General features: G+C 60.0%; 14 protein-coding genes. 9 read left to right on the forward strand and 5 right to left on the reverse strand.

What is annotated here, in order from left to right; translation table 11 throughout:
• Nucleotides 1–133: 133 nt before the first annotated feature.
• The 4 genes from F8N49_RS14950 to F8N49_RS14960 are packed head-to-tail and all read left to right on the forward strand — an operon-like array spanning nucleotide 134 to nucleotide 2,532.
• On the forward strand, nucleotides 134–538 hold the full coding sequence (locus F8N49_RS14950; protein ID WP_122747463.1) for a MarR family winged helix-turn-helix transcriptional regulator: 405 nt from the start codon (nucleotides 134–136) through the stop codon (nucleotides 536–538).
• Nucleotides 539–590: 52 nt separating this feature from the next.
• Nucleotides 591–1,799, forward strand: coding sequence for an MFS transporter (locus tag F8N49_RS14955; protein WP_056783951.1), 1,209 nt, complete (start codon nucleotides 591–593; stop codon nucleotides 1,797–1,799).
• A complete protein-coding gene (locus F8N49_RS28320; protein WP_016773715.1) occupies nucleotides 1,796–1,918 on the forward strand; it encodes a hypothetical protein in 123 nt (40 codons plus the stop codon). Before F8N49_RS14955 ends, F8N49_RS28320 begins: the two co-directional genes overlap by 4 nt.
• A gap of 53 nt (nucleotides 1,919–1,971) precedes the next feature.
• Nucleotides 1,972–2,532 carry a glutathione peroxidase gene (locus tag F8N49_RS14960; RefSeq protein ID WP_071171497.1) on the forward strand — a complete coding sequence of 187 codons (561 nt, stop codon included), beginning with the start codon at nucleotides 1,972–1,974 and terminating at the stop codon, nucleotides 2,530–2,532.
• 210 nt (nucleotides 2,533–2,742) lie between these two features.
• Here F8N49_RS14960 and F8N49_RS14965 read toward each other — a convergent pair whose 3' ends face one another.
• From F8N49_RS14965 to F8N49_RS14975, 3 genes are all read right to left on the reverse strand, one after another.
• A complete protein-coding gene (locus tag F8N49_RS14965) occupies nucleotides 2,743–4,014 on the reverse strand; it encodes an OmpP1/FadL family transporter (protein WP_056783953.1) in 1,272 nt (423 codons plus the stop codon).
• Nucleotides 4,015–4,160: 146 nt separating this feature from the next.
• Nucleotides 4,161–4,643 carry a hypothetical protein gene (locus tag F8N49_RS14970; RefSeq protein WP_073472662.1) on the reverse strand — a complete coding sequence of 161 codons (483 nt, stop codon included), beginning with the start codon at nucleotides 4,641–4,643 and terminating at the stop codon, nucleotides 4,161–4,163.
• Nucleotides 4,644–4,914: 271 nt separating this feature from the next.
• Nucleotides 4,915–5,139 (reverse strand): hypothetical protein, encoded by a 225-nt coding sequence (locus F8N49_RS14975; protein WP_016773719.1) that lies wholly within the window; start codon nucleotides 5,137–5,139, stop codon nucleotides 4,915–4,917.
• A gap of 911 nt (nucleotides 5,140–6,050) precedes the next feature.
• Here F8N49_RS14975 and F8N49_RS14985 point away from each other — a divergent pair.
• Together F8N49_RS14985 and rmuC are read left to right on the forward strand one after the other, a co-directional pair.
• The gene (locus F8N49_RS14985) at nucleotides 6,051–6,374 is read left to right on the forward strand and encodes a hypothetical protein (RefSeq protein WP_073472660.1); all 324 of its coding nucleotides are present in this window, start codon (nucleotides 6,051–6,053) and stop codon (nucleotides 6,372–6,374) included.
• A 175-nt stretch (nucleotides 6,375–6,549) separates the two neighbouring features.
• Nucleotides 6,550–7,914, forward strand: coding sequence for a DNA recombination protein RmuC (rmuC, locus tag F8N49_RS14990; protein WP_163012219.1), 1,365 nt, complete (start codon nucleotides 6,550–6,552; stop codon nucleotides 7,912–7,914).
• A gap of 344 nt (nucleotides 7,915–8,258) precedes the next feature.
• Here rmuC and F8N49_RS14995 read toward each other — a convergent pair whose 3' ends face one another.
• A complete protein-coding gene (locus tag F8N49_RS14995) occupies nucleotides 8,259–11,729 on the reverse strand; it encodes a PAS domain-containing hybrid sensor histidine kinase/response regulator (RefSeq protein ID WP_073472656.1) in 3,471 nt (1,156 codons plus the stop codon).
• A 239-nt stretch (nucleotides 11,730–11,968) separates the two neighbouring features.
• Nucleotides 11,969–12,511, reverse strand: a complete 543-nt coding sequence (locus F8N49_RS15000; protein WP_151551836.1) for a TetR/AcrR family transcriptional regulator C-terminal ligand-binding domain-containing protein — start codon at nucleotides 12,509–12,511, stop codon at nucleotides 11,969–11,971.
• 103 nt (nucleotides 12,512–12,614) lie between these two features.
• Between F8N49_RS15000 and F8N49_RS15005 the strand changes: the two genes are divergently transcribed.
• From F8N49_RS15005 to F8N49_RS15015, 3 genes are all read left to right on the forward strand, one after another.
• Entirely contained in the window at nucleotides 12,615–13,802 is a 1,188-nt protein-coding gene (locus F8N49_RS15005; protein WP_151551838.1) for an MFS transporter, read from the forward strand.
• 115 nt (nucleotides 13,803–13,917) lie between these two features.
• Complete coding sequence (locus tag F8N49_RS15010; protein ID WP_151551837.1) at nucleotides 13,918–15,069, forward strand: TDT family transporter; 1,152 nt, start codon at nucleotides 13,918–13,920, stop codon at nucleotides 15,067–15,069.
• 96 nt (nucleotides 15,070–15,165) lie between these two features.
• Nucleotides 15,166–17,037 (forward strand): MFS transporter, encoded by a 1,872-nt coding sequence (locus tag F8N49_RS15015; RefSeq protein WP_071171502.1) that lies wholly within the window; start codon nucleotides 15,166–15,168, stop codon nucleotides 17,035–17,037.
• Nucleotides 17,038–17,102 lie beyond the last annotated feature (65 nt).

The raw sequence follows: 17,102 nt of genomic DNA on the forward strand, positions 1-17,102 counted from the left end.
GCTCCCACCTTCGAAATGCAATCCCCTGTGGGAGCGAGCCTGCTCGCGAAGGCGGCCTCGCCGGCAACAATGATGTTCAGAGTAAACTCATCTGTAACTTGATTTAACACACTCGCGGGTATATACACGCATCATGCTTCCTTCTCAGTGTTTGTGCACCAACCTGCGTCGCGCCGCGCGTGGCGTCAGCAGGCATTACGACGGCGCTCTCGATGGCTTCGGGATCAACGTTGCCCAGTATTCTCTGCTGTGCAATCTGCAGCGGCTGGAGCAACCGAGCATTTCCGAACTGGCTGAGGCCATGGGCCTGGATCGCAGCACTCTCGGGCGCAATTTACGTGTGCTGGAAGGCGAAGGTCTGGTGGCGCTGGCCGAAGGCGAGGACATGCGCAACCGCATCGTGCGCCTCACTGAAACCGGCGTGGAGCGGCTGGCAGCGGCACTGCCGGCGTGGGAAGCGGCGCAACAGCGACTGATCGACCGTCTCGGTGCCGAGAAGCGCGAAACCTTGCTCAAACTGCTCGACGAACTGGCCTGACGGCGGTTTTTTCGCGCTCAAGCGGGTATATACCCGCGACTGGAGAATAACAATGACATCGATGTGGCGTACGTGCGGTTGGGTGTTGCTGGGGAGTGCGCTGATCCTGGCGTTGTCATTGGGCGTGCGCCACGGGTTCGGTCTGTTCCTGTCGCCGATGAGCGCGCAGTTCGGCTGGGGTCGCGAAGTGTTTGCCTTCGCCATCGCCCTGCAAAACCTGATCTGGGGCTTGGCGCAGCCGTTCACCGGCGCGCTGGCTGACCGCTTCGGCGCGGCGAAAGTGGTGCTGGTCGGTGGGATCCTCTACGCGGCGGGCCTGGTGTGCATGGGCCTGTCTGATTCGGCGGTGACTCTGTCACTTAGTGCCGGTCTGCTGATCGGTATTGGTCTTTCGGGCACTTCGTTTTCGGTCATTCTTGGTGTTGTGGGTCGCGCTGTGCCGCCAGAGAAACGCAGCATGGGCATGGGTATCGCCAGCGCCGCCGGTTCGTTCGGCCAGTTTGCGATGTTGCCGGGCACGCTGGGCCTGATCGGCTGGCTCGGCTGGTCGGCGGCGCTGTTGGTGTTGGGCCTGTTGGTGGCGATGATTGTGCCGCTGGTGAGCATGCTCAAGGACAAGCCGCTGCCGGTGCTTGGCCATGAACAGACTCTTTCCGAAGCGCTGCGTGAGGCCTGCTCGCACTCCGGTTTCTGGCTGCTGGCGTTCGGCTTTTTTGTCTGCGGGTTTCAGGTGGTGTTCATCGGTGTGCACTTGCCAGCGTATCTGGTCGATCAGCATCTGCCCGCCAGTGTCGGCACTACGGTGCTGGCGTTGATCGGACTGTTCAATATCTTCGGCACTTACACCGCCGGCTGGCTCGGTGGCCGCATGTCCAAACCGCGTCTGTTGACTGCGCTGTATCTGTTGCGCGCAGTGGTGATCGTGCTGTTCCTGTGGTTGCCGGTGACGACCACCACGGCGTATCTGTTCGGCATGGCCATGGGCTTCCTGTGGCTGTCGACGGTGCCGTTGACCAACGGTACGGTGGCGACCTTGTTCGGCGTGCGCAATTTGTCCATGCTCGGTGGCATCGTCTTTCTGTTCCATCAGCTCGGCTCGTTCCTTGGCGGTTGGCTGGGCGGGGTGGTGTACGACCGAACCGGGAGTTATGACTTGATCTGGCAAGTGGCGGTTCTCTTGAGCCTGCTCGCGGCGGCGCTGAACTGGCCGGTGCGCGAGCGTCCGGTGGCGCGCCTGCAAGCTGCGGCGAGCGCAGCATGAGCCGGATCTGCGCGCGGGTCGTTGTTGCCGCACTGGCTGCTGCGCTGTTGGCGCTGGTGTGGTGGGGCTGGCAACGCGGCGGTCTGGCGCTGATGCAGTTGGGCATGAGCATTTGCTAGATGGCAACGTGGCGAGTAACGTCGAAGCCTGATGACTGCCCAAGGAATTCGACATGTTGATGCGCTGGTGTGCTGTTCCCGCGTTGCTGATGGCGTTGACTGGCCTGGCCCAGGCCGCCGATTGTCCTGAGCTGCTGCAAGGCTCGCTGCCCAAGCTGCGCGCCAAGGAATCCATCGATCTGTGCAAGCAGTACGCCGACAAGCCGCTGGTGGTGGTCAATACCGCCAGCTTCTGCGGTTTCGCCCCGCAGTTCGAAGGCCTCGAGGCGCTGAACAAGCGCTACAAAGCGCAAGGGCTGGAGATGCTCGGCGTGCCGTCGAATGACTTCAAGCAGGAGTCCAAGGACAGCGCGGAAACCGCCAAGGTCTGCTACGCCAATTATGGCGTGACCTTCAACATGACCGAGCCGCAGAAGGTTCGCGGCGACGACGCCACGCATCTGTTCCAGGTGCTGGCCGCGCAGAGCAATGCGCCGAAGTGGAACTTCTACAAGTATGTGGTCGACCGGCAGGGCAAGGTCGTGGCGAGTTTTTCCAGTTTGACCAAACCGGATGACCCCGAGTTTATCGCCGCGATCGAAAAGGCCATTGCCTCCAAGCCGCTGAAGCCCTGATTCATGCTGTTCCCTGTGGGAGCGAGCCTGCTCGCGAAGCGGTGTGTCAGTCAGCAAATCAACATCTGACATACCGCCTTCGCGAGCAGGCTCGCTCCCACAAGGGTGATGTTGTCGTTCCAGTGAAAAATTACAGACATGAAAAAGCCCCGCCTCTGTAAAGAGAGCGGGGCTTTTTCTTGGGCGAGGGGTTAGCCTCGCCATCGAGCATCAGAAGCGGTATGTCGCGCCGACACCGAAGCCGTTTGCCGAGTTTTCATACTTGGCATCGTAAGTCTGGCCACGCGCGTTTTCGTTGCGGATGTTGACCGACTCTTCTTTCAGGTACGAGTACGCGACGTCGATGGTCAGGTCGTCGGTCGGGCTCCAGCCGGCACCGATACTGAAGATGGTGCGGTCGCCAGTCGGGATACGCGGCGAGCGGTCTTCGTTATTGGTTGGCGACTGGTCGAAGGTCAGACCGGTACGCAGGACCCATTCCTTGTTCAACTGGTACGAGGTACCCACGGCATAGGCCCAGGAGTCATGCCAGTTCTGGTCTTCGTTGATCGAACCGAACTGACCGGCCAGCAGAGGCTGCACGCCGGAGTTCTTTACGGTGATCTTGTCCAGTTGGCTCCAGCGGGTCCAGGTGGTACCGGCGTAGACGTTCCAGCGATCGTTGATTGCCTGGGTGACCGACAGGTCCACGGATTCCGGCGTGGTGATCTTCAGCGAAGCGTCGTACTTCTGGTTGGCGCCAACGCCCACCAGCGCCAGAGCGTTGTAGTTGACCTTGGTGTCGCCTTCGAGCTTGTAGTCGACCTTGGAGTGATAGGTCAGGCCGACACGGGTGGTGTCGGTGGCCTGGACCAGCAAGCCGACGTTGTAGCCCAGCGCGGTGTCGTCACCCTTGATCTTGACCTTGCCGTCCGGCAGTGCCTGGGTGATCGACAGGTTGGATTCCAGCGAGCCGTCGATGCGGTTGATGGTCGGGCCGAAACCGATCGACACCTTGTCGTTGAAGGCGTAGCTGACGGTTGGCTGGAAGGTGATGACTTGTACTTCCGACTTGCTGCCGAAGTAACGACCGGCGAAGCCGTTTTCGTAATCCGTGATCAGACCGAACGGCACGTACACACCGAGGCCGAATGCCCAGTGATCATCGATCGGTTTTACATAGAAGCCCATCGGTACGGCAGTGAGGGGCACCATGTCGCCTTTGTTGCTGCCGCCGTTCGGGCTGGAGCTGGTATCGCTGATATCGGTATGCGCGTCGACCAGGGCGACGCCGCCGGTGACTTGTTCGCGCTTGATGCGCGCCATGCCGGCCGGGTTGCCATAAACAGTGCTTGCGTCGTCGGCAGAAGAAGATCGCCCGGCAAAACCAGTCCCCATCCCACTGATGCTTTGTTCGTTGAGGGCAAAACCTGCCGCGAAGATTTGTGTGGAGGCAAGGGTAACGGCGAGGCTAAGGGTGGTTTTGAGCATGACTTTTTTCATTATTAGAACTCCTGGTGATCACCGGGGCGAAAATTACCAACATTTTCGTCCCAGCGCTATAGCTTGTAAGCCTTGAGTTAGAGCGGTTTTGTAGGACAATCCGACCAAAATGGCGACTTGTTGCGAGAACTTGTGAAACCGCCCGGTCAGCAAGCGACCTGATTCAAGGGTGAAACACAGGTTTGCCAGGCATAGGTGAAGTCGCGCAAACGGCCTTGCGGTTGAAAGGTCTGGCGCCAGATGCGCGCCATGCCGAGCAGGTCGGTCGGAGCGGGGAGGATGGGGTTCTGTTCTTCTACCAGCAGCCAGGCGATGGCCGTGGCGTAACGCAGGTTGACGGTCAGTTCCAGATGCGGGCCGCTGAGGAACGCATGCTGACTGGCGAGGCCGCGCACCAGGCTGGCGCGCTCCGGATCGAGCGCCAGATAATCATCCCAGAGGGCCTGATGCCGATGCTCGGCAATCCGGTAGAGGCCATGGCCACGGCGGTCATGCAGGGCAGACCCGAGGGCGGACTGGCTGGCGGCGATACCCAGCAGCAGGGATTCGGCAGTTGCGCAGTGGCGTCCCAGATAAATCAGCGTGGGACGGATCACATAGCGGCACAGTTCGCTGGCAGCGATACCCATAACACCCTCGGTTCTTGTTGTTGAGGGCGAGTCCTGAAGGGGCCTTGGCAGCAGTGGATCGACTCAGGCTCGCCGCAAGCGGGTCAAGCCGCTTGAGTTGAAGTGTAGTGTCATATTCAGCGTGTAAAGGTCTGTTTTTAAAATATTTCCGCCATCGCATCCCGGGCGTTAGATCGGAACATGCTTAGAAGCGCAGCGCTAAAAGTGAAATATCAGGCAATAAAAAGCCCCGCTTTTCAGCAGGGCTTTGCTTTTGCAGCCTGTCCGGCTCTCAGGCAACCAGGGCCTGACGGGTACGCTCAATCACGGCCTGCAGCGGTTCGGCGCTGGAGTATTGATCGGGGTACAGACGCTCGCTGTGACGAGCGATGCCGTGTTCATTGACCACGGTGAAGCTGAAGCAGCCTTTGCGAGCGGCCATGATCAGGCAGTTCATTGGAGCAAAAGCGTTGGTTAGGGTGCGAATGGCATCCTGAGTCTGGATTTGAGTAGACATAGTTATTAGGTGTTCCTACAAATGACACGGATAAGAACCGTGCAACGTTAAAACGTTCCAGTAACGTTGATCACCATTGATCGAACGAAGAACCCGACTGGAACAAAGCAGCCAGTTTGAAGCGCTGATAAGTGAGCGCGCTTGGGCTGGCAGGTAGGTACTTAGGAGGACAGGCATCACAGCGAGGGCAAAGGTTCTGGGCCCGGGGTGAAGATCCTGATCAATTTGCAGGTTGGTTCGGTCAGAGTAAGTGTTCTTCGCAACGCCCTTTGTTTTCGTTCAAAGGCAGCGTCGTCGCAAGATTTACCTGGAAACCATCGAGGGGTCGTTCCCGCTTTTTTCGGCAGTGTCTTCCTGTTGGAAGTTGACCGTGGGGAGATGTTCGACCGGAATTGACTTTCAGCTTGGTACTAACGCCGCGGATAGTAACGGATCCGTTCGGGCGAAGCAAACCCCATGACCAAAAAAAGGGTCACAGAGAAAGGTCGTGTCGCACCGTCCGTCGGCGTGCATGCTTTTCGCAGAGCCTTTCGGTCGGTCGCAGCTGCGCAAAATGACCCGAAAAAGCGCACGCATATAACCGGCTCACAGGTACTTGTGCACATTAGTTGCGCAGAGCGTAACGCAACTGTCACATCGATCCTGACTCCAGTCGCTGCCTGTATCAAAAGTTTAAGTCAATGAAAAATATCGTCTTTTTTTGTTGGTGAAAAAATCGTCAGTTTGACTGCGAGCCCCATTCCATAAGGCTTTGCGAGGATCACAGAGCGGTTGTCCACTGACTTATCCACAGCTTCTGTGGATTGTCCCTAGCGCTTGCTCTAGGACGGGCGTGCCGGGTTTTTTTCGACTTTACCTGTAAGAAAAAGAGAGTAAAGTGGCGCGCCTTCCGATCTGTCCCGCAGTGCTTTATGAAGTTTCGCTCAGTATCAGACTCTGTTACCTCCAACCCGACCTCTGTTACCGCTCCCAAGCGTTTTTCCGTGCGTGTGGCCGAATGGCTGCTCGATGCGCCGCGCCTGAGCGACAGCCCCAGCGCCAAGCACATCGCCGGCCGTCTGCTCAAGCAACCGGCCCGAGAAGGCGTGGTCGCCGCACAAAGCCGCCTCGGCCAATTGATTTGCCGGGAGTGCGGCAATGCCCGTGACCGGCGTATCGGTCAGGAGCTGCTGCGTCAGGCCGCCCGCGCCGGTGACCGTCGCGCGCAGCAGGAACTCGGTCTGATCGAAGACTGAGCTGTCCAAGCCCTGACACCTTGGTTAACCTTCAGGCTTTATCCGATTGGCAGGAGTCGCTATGGCTATGGACTTGACCAGCGTATTGCTCGGTCTGGCGGCGGCAGGGTTGCCGCTGTTGGCGCTGGCCTGGCAACTGCAACGCAGGGCCAGCAACGCCCAGGCCGATCTGGCCTTGCTCGAAGAGCGCCTGGCCATGGCGCAACTGGCCCAGGACGGCCTCACCGCGCAGCTTGAAGCGAGCCGCGACGAGATCGCCGACCTCGGCCAGGCCAACGCTGCCAAACAGGCAGACCTCGCCGCGCTGCGCCGCGAGGTCGAATTGCTGCAGATCGAGCGCGATGACGCCCGCGATGCCTCCCACGCCTGGAACCTCGAACGCGCCAACAAGGATGCTGAGTTACGCCGCCTCGACGCCCACGCTGCCTCGCTGAGTGCCGAACTGCGAGAGCAACAGGAAAGCCATCAACAACGTCTCAACGACCTGCAAGGCTCGCGTGATGAGCTGCGCGCGCAGTTCGCCGAGCTGGCCGGCAAGATCTTCGATGAGCGTGAGCAGCGCTTTGCCGAAACCAGCCAGCAGCGGCTCGGGCAGTTACTCGATCCGTTGAAAGAACGCATCCAGTCCTTTGAAAAACGCGTGGAAGAAAGCTATCAGGCCGAAGCCCGCGAGCGCTTCTCGCTGGCCAAGGAGCTGGAGCGTTTGCAGGCGTTGAACCTGCGCCTGAGCGACGAAGCGACCAACCTGACTCGCGCGCTCAAGGGCCAGAAAACCCAAGGCAATTGGGGCGAACTGATCCTCGAGCGCGTTCTTGAACACGCAGGTCTGGAGAAGGGCCGCGAATACCAGACCCAGGTCAATCTCAAAGGCCCGGACGGGGAACGCTTCCAGCCCGATGTGATCATTTATCTGCCCGGCGACAAGCAGGTGGTGGTCGATTCGAAAGTCAGCCTCACCGCGTATCAACAGTATGTCGCGGCAGATGACGACACGTTGGGGCAGATCGCGATCAAGCAGCACGTGTTGTCGCTGCGCAATCATGTCAAAGGTCTGGCCGGCAAGGATTACAAGCGTCTGGAAGGCTTGCACAGCCTCGATTTCGTTTTGCTGTTCGTACCGATCGAAGCGGCATTTTCTGCGGCATTGCAGGCTGAACCGTCGCTGTTCCAGGACGCTTTCGACCGCAATATCGTTATCGTCAGCCCGACTACGCTGCTGGCAACGTTGCGGGTGATCGACAGTTTGTGGAAGCAGGAACGGCAGAGCCAGAACGCCCGGGAAATCGCTGAGCGCGCGGGTTGGCTGTACGACAAGTTCGTGTTGTTTATTCAGGATCTGGACGAAGTGGGCAATCGTCTGCAGCAACTGGACAAGGCTTACAGCTCAGCGCGCAACAAGCTGACAGAGGGGCGCGGTAATCTGGTCAGCCGCAGTGAGCAGTTGAAGTTGCTCGGTGCGCGGGCGAGCAAGAGCTTGCCGGCGGATTTGCTGGAGCGGGCGATGACGGATGTTGATGGGTTGGTTGAGTTGCCTGAGTAGGCGTCGTTTTTTGGGCTGATTTTGGGGGCATATCCGTTGCTGCGGTGATGGCGGCTGGCGGTTTCGCCCTTACGGCGACTCACTTTTTTTACAAACGCCCGGAATGCCGGCCCAGTAAAAAAATAAGCAAAAAAACGCTTGCTCCTACGTTCGGCCCTCGCAGGCTCGGGTTCCTTCGCTCCGGGATCGATCCGCTCAGCCTTCCGACGTCGCCGGTGGATCAAGATCAAAAGCGGTACTCGAGCTAACGCTCATTGTGTAGGAGCTGCCGAAGGCTGCGATCTTTTGCTTTTGCTTTTCTGTGGGAGCGAGCCTGCTCGCGAAGGCGTCTGCAAGTTCACCTTTTACAACGGCAAATACCGACTCAGCAGTGCCCGCAACGCCGCCGGCTTCACCGGTTTGGCCAGATAATCAAGCCCCGCCGCATGCACTTGCGCTACGGTCTCCGGGCGTCCATCCGCGCTGATTACCACGCCGGGTACCGGCTCGCCCAGGCGCGTGCGCAACCAGGCCATCAGCTCTGTGCCGGTATCGCCGTGGTCGAGGTGATAGTCGACCAGCGCCAGTTGCGGCCGCACACCTTCATTCAATATCGCTGCGCATTCTTCGCGATTGCGCGCCGTCCACACCTGGCAGCCCCAGCGGCTCAACAGGCTGTTCATGCCGATCAGGATGCTGTCTTCGTTATCGATGCACAGCACCTGCGCGCCGCTGAGCATTTTGCTGTTCGGTTCGACCGAGGCGCTCGCCGCAGGCGTTTGCGCGCGCGCCAGCGGTACCGTGACGCTGAACACACTGCCGCGCCCCGGCCAGGAGCGAACGCGCAGGGTGTGCCCGAGCACGCGGCACAAGCCGTCGGCGATCGCCAGACCCAGGCCCAGGCCTTTTTCGGCGCGGGTCTGGTGGCTGTCGAGGCGTTTGAATTCTTCAAAAATTACCTGCTGCTTGTCTTCCGGAATGCCCGGGCCGCGATCCCAGACTTCCAGACATAACTCACCACCGCGCCGACGCACGCCCAGCAGCACCGGGCCTTTGGCGTAGCGGAACGCGTTGGTGAGGAAGTTTTGCAGAATCCGCCGCAGCAGTTTGATGTCGCTGTCGATGCGCAATTGACTGCCGCGCACCCGGAACGTGAGCTTTTGCTCTTGAGCCAGCGCCTTGAATTCTGCGCCGAGGGTGTCGAACAGTTCATTGACGACGAAGGCTTTGCGATCCGGGTTGATCTTGCCGTTTTCCAGGCGGGAGATGTCCAGCAGATCGCTGATCAGGTCTTCCGCCGAACGCAGCGAGCTGTCGAGGTGTTGCACCAGTTGTTGCGCCTCTGCGCTCAAGCCTTCGTTCTGGTGGGAGAGGGCGGCGGAGAACAGCCGTGCGGCGTTCAGCGGTTGCATCAAGTCATGGCTGACGGCGGCGAGGAAGCGGGTTTTCGACTGGTTGGCCGCCTCGGCATTGCCCTTGGCTTCGGTGAGCGCGACGTTGAGTTGCGACAGTTCCTGGGTACGCTCGCTGACCCGTTGTTCCAGCCCTTCGTTGGCCTCGGTCAGCGCCTGTTCGGCTTCGCGGAACGCGGTAATGTCGGTGAAGCTCATGACAAATCCGCCGCCGGGCATCGGGTTGCCGATCAGCTCGATCACCCGGCCATTGGGGAACAGCCGTTCGGAAGTGTGCGCGCGGCCCTGACGCATCCAGTGCAAGCGTCGCGCGACGTGCACTTCCGCTTCGCCGGGGCCGCACAAACCGCGTTCGGCGTTGTAGCGAATGATGTCGGCAATCGGCCGGCCGACGCTGATCAGGCCGTCGGGGTAGTTGAACAGCTCCAGATAACGCCGGTTCCACGCCACCAGTTTCAGCGACTGGTCGACCACGCTGATGCCCTGGGTGATGTTCTCGATCGCGCCTTGCAGCAGCGCGCGGTTGAACTGCAGCACTTCCGAGGCTTCGTCAGCGATTCGGACTACGTCCTCCAACTGCATTTCCCGACCTTCGATGGCGGCCTTTACTACGGCGCGCGTCGAAGAAGCGCCGAGGACACCGGCCAGCAAGCGTTCGGTGTGGGCAATCCATTCGCTGTCGGCGTTCTGGTTGGGGTTGAAGCCCTTGCCCTGACGGTAGGCGAAGCGAATGAAGCTCTGCCGCGCGCGTTCTTCGCCGACAAAACGCGCCGCCAGTTGCAGCAGATCGTCGATCTGTACCGCCAGCATCGAACGAGCATTAGGTCGTGCGCTGATTTCCTGACCGATAAAACGCCCGGCCTGCCAGTGCTCGGAAACCCGCGTGCGCGAGAGCACCGAGACCCAGGCGAACAGGGTGAAGTTACCGGCCAGCGACAGCACCACGCCTTGGGTCAGCGGCGTGATCGGCAGGTTCAGCGGATTGCTGTGCAGCCACGCCAAGCCGGGAAAACTCGCCAGCGACCAGCCGAGACTGTGCGCGGCAATCGGCAGCACCAGCGTGTAAAACCACAGGAAAGTGCCGGTGGCGAGGCCGGCGAACACGCCCCGGCGGTTGGCCTGTTTCCAGTACAGCGCGCCGAGCATGGCTGGCGCCAGTTGCGTCACCGCCGCGAAGGCGATCTGGCCGATAGTCGCCAGGCTCGCGGTCGAGCCAAGCAAGCGATAACTGACGTAGGCCAGCAGCAGAATCACCACGATGCTCACTCGGCGCACCGAGAGCATCCACTGGCGGAACACTTCAAACGGGCGCTCGGCGTTGTTGCGGCGCAACAGCCACGGCAACAGCATGTCGTTGGAAACCATGGTCGACAGCGCAACGCTGGCGACAATCACCATGCCGGTCGCTGCCGATGCGCCGCCGATAAACGCCAGCATCGCCAGCGCCGGATGGGCCTGGGCCAGCGGCAGGCTGATCACGAACGAGTCGGGCAGCACATCACTAGGCAGCATCATCTGACCGGCGAGAGCGATCGGGACTACAAACAGTGCGGCCAATGCCAGATAGGCGGGGAACACCCATTTCGCCAGACGCAGATCCTGCGGGTCGATATTTTCCACCACGGTCACGTGAAATTGCCGCGGCAGGCAGATGATCGCCATCATCGCCACGCCGGTCTGCACCACCATCGATGGCCAGTTGATGGTTTCCTTCCAGTACGCCTCAAGGCGCGGGGCGAGCATCGCCTGATTGAACAGGTCGTCGAAACCGTCATACAGGCCGTACGTGACGAAGGCGCCGACGGCGAGAAAGGCGAACAGCTTGACCAGCGATTCAAAGGCAATCGCCAGCACCATGCCACGATGGTGTTCGGTGGCGTCGAGGTTGCGCGTACCGAAGACGATGGTGAACAACGCCAGCACCAGCGACACGATCAGCGCCGTGTCTTGAGCGCGGGTGCCCATGGCATCGGCGCCGGCGCCGATCAACAGGTTCACGCCGAGGACGATGCCTTTGAGTTGCAGGGCAATATAGGGCAACACGCCGACCAGACAGATCAGCGCCACCACCACCGCCAGCGATTGCGATTTGCCGTAGCGCGCGGCGATGAAGTCGGCGATGGAGGTGATGTTCTCCTGTTTGCTGATCATCACCATTTTCTGCAGGACCCACGGCGCGCCGACCAGCAGCAGGATCGGCCCGAGGTAGATCGGCAGGAATGACCACAGTTGTTCCGCCGCCTGACCGACCGCGCCGAAGAACGTCCAGCTGGTGCAGTAAACCGCCAGCGACAGGCTGTACACCCAGGCACGCACACGTGGCGGCAACGGTGTGCTGCGACGGTCGCCGTAGAAGGCGATGGCGAACATGATGGCCATGTAGGCCAGGGCAACGACGGCGATCAGCCCGGTGGACAACGACATGCAGCACTCCCGACAAAAGACTCCCCGGCACTCCTGCCCGGGCGGACAGTCTCGCACGGGCGCGGCGGTTAGTCAGTGTCGACCAAGGTCGTGGCGTGGCGGGGTGTCGCAGGCATGGATCGTTGCGTTTGTGCGTTGATCCTGCCCGACGCGCAATCCTGTAGGAGCTGCGATCTTGATGTGAAGGTCAAAAGATCGCAGCCTCGTTGCACTCGTCGGCTCCTACATCAAAGCTTGCGTCAGTCCAGATGCAGCGCAATATCGATCAACCGATGCAACTCATCAACCTCCAGCGCCGTGGCCGAAAACAGAATCCGGAACACCACCGGCGCCACCACCAGATTGATCAAGCGATCGACACTCGGCGCCTTTTCATCCGGATAGCGATCGACAATGGTCTGCAACTGCGCACCGATGATCGCCACGCAATAGCCCGGCGTAGCGCTGGCCTGCACGTCGCGCATCATGTTGCGCCCGACCTCCGAGCTCATCTCGTCGAGATATTGCTCGGCCCAGGCGCGGATATCGCCGCGCAGGCTGCCAGTGTTCGCCGGCTCGCTGTCCGGGCGCATGCGGGCGAGGGCGACGTCCGCCAGCAATGCTGCCAGATCACCCCAGCGGCGGTAGATCGTCGACGGCGTAACCCCCGCGCGGGCGGCGATTTGCGGGACGGTCAGGGTAGAACGTTCCTGCTCTCGCAGCAGCGCATTGACCGCCGAATGAATCGACTCCTGCACCCGGGCACTGCGGCCACCGGGACGTAAACCTTCTTTAATAGCCATGCGGCAGACCTTAACACAAAGAATTTGCTTTAAGCGCTGGGCGGTAGCACACTGCGCAAAAGCAAAAAATTAGCTTTTGCGGAGTATGCCCATGACCAGCCCCTTGAATAATTTCGCTTCCCACCGGTCCAGCTTGTGGTTTCTGGCGATCACCTTACTCAGTTTTCTCGCCGCTTCCACCGCCCCGACGCCGTTGTATCACTTGTATCAGGATCAACTGCATTTCTCGGCAGCGATGCTCACGCTGATTTTTGCCGTATACGCCTTGAGTCTGTTGGCAGCGTTGCTGACGGTGGGCTCGCTTTCCGACCATCTCGGACGCAAACCGGTGATCTTCAGTGCCGTGCTGCTCAATGCGCTGGCCATGTTGCTGTTCATTTATGCCGACAGGGTGTCGTGGTTGATCGGCGCGCGGGTGCTGCAAGGTTTCGCCACCGGCATGGCCACTGCCGTATTGAGCGCAACGCTGCTCGACACCGACCGGCAGCAGGGGCCGCTGATCAACAGTGTCGCGCCGTTACTCGGGATGGCTCTGGGCGGTTTGGGTTGTGGCTTGCTGGCGGAATTCGCGCCGGCGCCGTTACAGCTGACTTACTGGTTACTGTTGGCACTGTTTGTGTTGCAAGGCATGTATGTCTGGCGCCTGCCGGAAAGTGTCTCGCGGCAAGGTGGGGCGCTGGCGTCGTTGCGACCGACCCTGCACGTGCCGGTGCAAGCGCGTTCAACTTTGTGGCGAGTGCTGCCGCTGAACACCGCAACCTGGGCGCTCGGTGGTTTTTATGCCTCGCTGGCACCGTCATTGGTGCGCACCGCCACTGGCTCTACCTCCAATCTGATTGGTGGCGCTACGGTCGCGGCGCTCACCGTGACCGGTGCGTTGATGATTTTTACGATGCGCAATCGCCCGGCCGCTCAGGCGCTGCGGCTGGGCGCGAGCCTGCTGCCGGTCGGGCTGATTCTGATTTTGCTCGGCGTGCATGGCGCCAGTCTGTCGCTGTTTTTCTTTGGCACCCTGGTCGCCGGTTGCGGCTTCGGTTCCGGTTTCCTCGGTACGGTGCGCAGTCTGGTGTCGCTGGCCTCGCCACACGAGCGAGCCGGGTTGATGTCGGCGTATTACGTGCTCAGTTATCTGGCGTTCTGTTTGCCGGCGTTGCTGGCCGGGCAACTGGCTCGCAGTTTCGGGTTGCTGGCGACCACTGATGGTTACGGCGTTGTATTGATCGTGCTGGCCGTGGCTGCGCTGCTGCTCAGTCTGCGTCCGCAGACAGGCAGAGTTTGCAGCGCTCCTTAAGCGCGTGTAGATACTTATCTGCAAAACAGATAACAGTTAGAGATATTACCCGTTATATCGATATTCGATTCGGATCTACCATGAACTCAACCTCGCCAGAGGACAGGAGTTCATGATGATTTGCCCTAACAGTGTCACCCCCGGCTACAAACCTTTCAGCCAGCTTCAGCATCCGCGTGAAGTGATCCGCCAGTTCACGCCGAACTGGTTCGCCGCGACCATGGGCACCGGTGTGCTGGCATTGGCGCTTGCCCAGTTGCCGCTGGCCATTCCCGGATTGCGCGCCGTGGCCGAGGGGCTGTGGCTGTTCAACATTCTCTTGTTCAGCCTGTTTACCGCTGCCTACGCCGCGCGCTGGATTTTGTTCTTTGACGAGGCGCGGCGGATTTTCGGTCATTCCACCGTGTCGATGTTCTTCGGCACCATTCCCATGGGCCTGGCGACGATCATTAACGGCTTTCTGTTGTTCGGCCTGCCGCGCTGGGGCGACGGTGTTATTCAACTTGTTGAAGTGTTGTGGTGGATCGATGTGGCGATGTCGCTGGCCTGCGGTGTGCTGATTCCGTACATGATGTTTACCCGCCAGGAACACAGCATCGATCAGATGACCGCGGTCTGGTTGCTGCCGGTAGTGGCGGCGGAAGTGGCAGCGGCCAGCGGCGGCTTGCTCGCCCCGCATCTGACCGACGCCCATGGGCAACTGATCGTACTGACTACCAGCTATGTGCTTTGGGCATTCTCCCTGCCGGTGGCGTTCAGCATTCTCACCATTCTGTTGCTGCGCATGGCCTTGCACAAACTGCCCCACGAAAACATGGCCGCGTCGAGCTGGCTGGCGCTGGGGCCGATCGGCACCGGTGCGCTGGGCATGTTGCTGTTGGGCGGTGAGGCGCCAGCGATTTTTGCCGCGAATGGTCTGCCCGGTGTCGGTGAGATCGCTGCGGGCCTGGGTCTGGTCGCTGGGATCACGCTGTGGGGTTTTGGTCTGTGGTGGATGTTGATGGCGCTGCTGATCACCGTGCGTTATCTGCGTGACGGCATTCCGTTCAACCTCGGCTGGTGGGGCTTCACCTTCCCATTGGGCGTGTATTCGCTGGCGACGCTGAAACTGGCAAGTATCCTCAACCTGACATTTTTCAGTGTATTCGGTACGGCGCTGGTGATTTTGTTGGCGGCAATGTGGCTGATCGTCGGCAAGCGCACCGTGCAGGGCGCGTGGCGAGGCGAGCTGTTTGTCTCGCCGTGTATCGCAGGTTTGAAGAAATAATCCGAAAAGTTTAGGTAAGGTGTGGCCTGGATCGTGGTGCGGGAATCCAATAACAAGCACCCAGGCCTCACTACCTAACATCAGGAAACACGGAAGATGAGTCACCCCTCACAGTTCAACCTGTTGCGCACCCGGCGCTTTTTGCCCTTCTTTATTACCCAGTCGCTCGGCGCGTTCAACGACAACGTGTTCAAGCAGTCGTTGATCCTCGCCATCCTCTATCGGCTGACCATCGAGGGCGATCGCTCGATCTGGGTCAACCTCTGCGCGCTGCTGTTTATCCTGCCGTTTTTCCTGTTCTCGGCGCTGGCCGGGCAATTTGGGGAAAAATTCGCCAAGGACGCGCTGATCCGTCTGATCAAGCTCGCGGAAATCGCCATCATGGCCGTAGGATCGATCGGCTTCCTCTTCGATCATCTGTCGCTGATGCTGGTGGCACTGTTCGCCATGGGCACGCACTCGGCGTTGTTCGGCCCGGTGAAGTATTCGATCCTGCCGCAGGCCTTGCGCGACGATGAATTGGTCGGCGGCAACGGTCTGGTGGAAATGGGCACGTTTCTGGCGATTCTCGCCGGCACCATCGGCGCCGGGATCATGATGTCGTCCGAGCACTACGCGCCGGTAGTCTCCGCAGCGATCGTCGGCATTGCCGTGCTGGGTTATCTGGCCAGCCGCAGCATTCCGCGCGCGGCGGCCTCGTCGCCGGAAATGCGCCTGAACTGGAATATCTTCAGTCAGTCCTGGGCGACGTTGAAACTCGGTCTGGGCCAGACGCCTGCGGTGTCGCGCTCGATTGTCGGTAACTCGTGGTTCTGGTTTGTCGGGGCGATTTACCTGACGCAGATCCCGGCCTACGCCAAGGAATGGATGCACGGTGACGAAACCGTGGTCACGTTGATTTTGACGGTGTTTTCGGTGGGCATCGCGCTGGGTTCGATGCTCTGCGAAAAGCTCTCCGGGCGCAAAGTCGAGATCGGGCTGGTGCCCTTTGGCTCGTTTGGCCTGACCGTGTTCGGCCTGTTGCTGTGGTGGCATTCCGGTGGGATCCCGGACAGCGTCACCGGCCATAGCTGGATTGCGGTGCTCGGCTTCGTTCACACCTGGGCGGTGTTGATCGACATCCTTGGCCTGGGCATTTTCGGTGGTTTCTATATTGTGCCGCTGTACGCGCTGATCCAGTCGCGCACGGCTGAAAACGAACGGGCGCGGGTGATTGCCGCCAACAACATTCTCAACGCGCTGTTTATGGTGGTGTCGGCGATTGTTTCGATCGTGTTGTTGAGCGTCGCCAAACTGTCGATCCCGCAACTGTTCCTGGTGGTGTCGCTGCTGAACATCGGCGTCAACGCCTACATCTTCAAGATCGTTCCGGAATTCAGCATGCGCTTCATGATCTGGCTGCTCAGCCATTCCATGTACCGCGTCGAGCACCGCAACCTTGAAGCGATCCCGGACGAGGGCGCGGCGCTGTTGGTGTGCAACCACGTGTCGTTCGTTGACGCCTTGCTCATCGGCGGTGCCGTGCGTAGGCCGATTCGCTTTGTCATGTACTACAAGATCTACAACTTGCCGGTGCTGAACTTTATCTTCCGCACGGCGGGCGCTATTCCGATTGCCGGACGCCAGGAAGATATCCAGATCTACGAAAAAGCCTTCACGCGCATTGCCCAATATCTGAAGGACGGTGAGCTGGTGTGCATTTTCCCGGAAGGCAAATTGACCGCCGATGGCGAGATCAACGAGTTTCGCGGCGGCGTGACGCGCATTCTGGAGGAGACGCCGGTGCCGGTGATTCCGCTGGCGTTGCAAGGATTGTGGGGGAGTTTCTTCAGTCGCGATCCGAGCAAGGGCTTGTTCAACCGCTTGTGGTCGCGGGTGACGCTGGTGGCGGGGCCGGCAATTACCGAAGGGACCGAGCCGGCTAAGTTGCAGGTTTTGGTGGGGGAGTTGCGCGGATCTGTCAGATAGTCGTTGACTGGACGGCCCTCATCGCTGGCAAGCCAGCTCCCACAGGTTCGATGGTGTACACCAAT

This window comes from Pseudomonas sp. GXM4 (genome assembly GCF_008923895.1).
In the GTDB taxonomy this organism is placed as follows: Bacteria; Pseudomonadota; Gammaproteobacteria; order Pseudomonadales; family Pseudomonadaceae; genus Aquipseudomonas; species Aquipseudomonas atacamensis.

Coding starts and splice junctions, on each gene's coding strand:
- F8N49_RS14950 (WP_122747463.1), top strand. CDS start 134: ATGCTTCCTTCTCAGTGTTTGTGCACCAACCTGCGTCGCGCCGCGCGT.
- F8N49_RS14955 (WP_056783951.1), top strand. CDS start 591: ATGACATCGATGTGGCGTACGTGCGGTTGGGTGTTGCTGGGGAGTGCG.
- F8N49_RS28320 (WP_016773715.1), top strand. CDS start 1,796: ATGAGCCGGATCTGCGCGCGGGTCGTTGTTGCCGCACTGGCTGCTGCG.
- F8N49_RS14960 (WP_071171497.1), top strand. CDS start 1,972: ATGTTGATGCGCTGGTGTGCTGTTCCCGCGTTGCTGATGGCGTTGACT.
- F8N49_RS14965 (WP_056783953.1), bottom strand. CDS start 4,014: ATGAAAAAAGTCATGCTCAAAACCACCCTTAGCCTCGCCGTTACCCTT.
- F8N49_RS14970 (WP_073472662.1), bottom strand. CDS start 4,643: ATGGGTATCGCTGCCAGCGAACTGTGCCGCTATGTGATCCGTCCCACG.
- F8N49_RS14975 (WP_016773719.1), bottom strand. CDS start 5,139: ATGTCTACTCAAATCCAGACTCAGGATGCCATTCGCACCCTAACCAAC.
- F8N49_RS14985 (WP_073472660.1), top strand. CDS start 6,051: ATGAAGTTTCGCTCAGTATCAGACTCTGTTACCTCCAACCCGACCTCT.
- F8N49_RS14995 (WP_073472656.1), bottom strand. CDS start 11,729: ATGTCGTTGTCCACCGGGCTGATCGCCGTCGTTGCCCTGGCCTACATG.
- F8N49_RS15000 (WP_151551836.1), bottom strand. CDS start 12,511: ATGGCTATTAAAGAAGGTTTACGTCCCGGTGGCCGCAGTGCCCGGGTG.
- F8N49_RS15010 (WP_151551837.1), top strand. CDS start 13,918: ATGATTTGCCCTAACAGTGTCACCCCCGGCTACAAACCTTTCAGCCAG.
- F8N49_RS15015 (WP_071171502.1), top strand. CDS start 15,166: ATGAGTCACCCCTCACAGTTCAACCTGTTGCGCACCCGGCGCTTTTTG.